The 918-nt window shown below is 70.5% G+C and carries 2 pseudogenes; one reads left to right on the top strand and one right to left on the bottom strand.

What is annotated here, in order from left to right:
- Window positions 1-454 (top strand): annotated as a pseudogene (locus A5681_RS09540) (hypothetical protein); the annotation flags it as partial.
- Window positions 455-458: 4 nt separating this feature from the next.
- Here A5681_RS09540 and A5681_RS09535 read toward each other — a convergent pair.
- Window positions 459-918: pseudogene (locus A5681_RS09535) on the bottom strand (hypothetical protein); the annotation flags it as partial.

Below are 918 nucleotides of genomic sequence, written 5' to 3'. Positions count from 1 at the left end.
GCACGCGGTGAGCGCCCTGGCCATCACCGGCGGCGACACCCCGCCCCCGGCCCGCATCGTGCTGCTGTCCGACGGCGGGGAGAACAAGCCGTCCAATCCCAGCGACCCGCACGACGGGGCCTACACGGCGGCGCGGCTGGCCCGGGACGAGGGCGTGCCCATCTCGACGATCTCGTTCGGCACCAAGACCGGCGAGATCGAGATGGACGGGCAGCGCGTCGCCGTCCCGGTCTCGACGGACCAGATGAAGACCATCGCCAAGCTTTCCGGCGGGCAGTCCTACACCGCCAGCAACATCGCCGAGCTCAACAAGAGCTACAACGCGATCGAGAAGGACATCGGCTATCGCACCGTGGCGGGGCCGGGCAGCGCCGGGTGGCTGCGCCTGGGCGTGATCACCGCCCTGATCGCGACGGCGTTGGCGCTGCTGATCAACCGGCGGCTGCCGGTCTGATCGCTCAGGACGGCAGCCGGCGGTTCAGGAACAGGCCGGCCAGGATCGCGCTCGCCAAGGCGACCGCCCCCAGCAGCATCCAGGCCAGGCTGGCATCGCCCTTGACGGTTTCGTAGCCGATCTGGCGCTGCAGGGTCGAGTAGACGTTCTTCAGCGACTCCAGGCTGTCGGCGTGGAACGCCTGGCCGTCGGTGATCTCGCAGATCTTCTGCAGCGTCTGGTCGTCGACGGGAACCGGGACGGCGACGCGCTGCCCGTCCATCTCGATCTCGCCGGTCTTGGTGCCGAACGAGATCGTCGAGATGGGCACGCCCTCGTCCCGGGCCAGCCGCGCCGCCGTGTAGGCCCCGTCGTGCGGGTCGCTGGGATTGGACGGCTTGTTCTCCCCGCCGTCGGACAGCAGCACGATGCGGGCCGGGGGCGGGGTGTCGCCGCCGGTGATGGCCAGGGCGCTCACCGCGTGC

Origin of the sequence: Mycobacterium scrofulaceum (genome assembly GCF_001667885.1) — a bacterium.
Classification (GTDB): Bacteria; Actinomycetota; Actinomycetes; order Mycobacteriales; family Mycobacteriaceae; genus Mycobacterium; species Mycobacterium scrofulaceum_C.
Note: the sequence above shows the minus strand (reverse complement) of the source record. Positions and strands in the feature narration are given on the sequence as shown.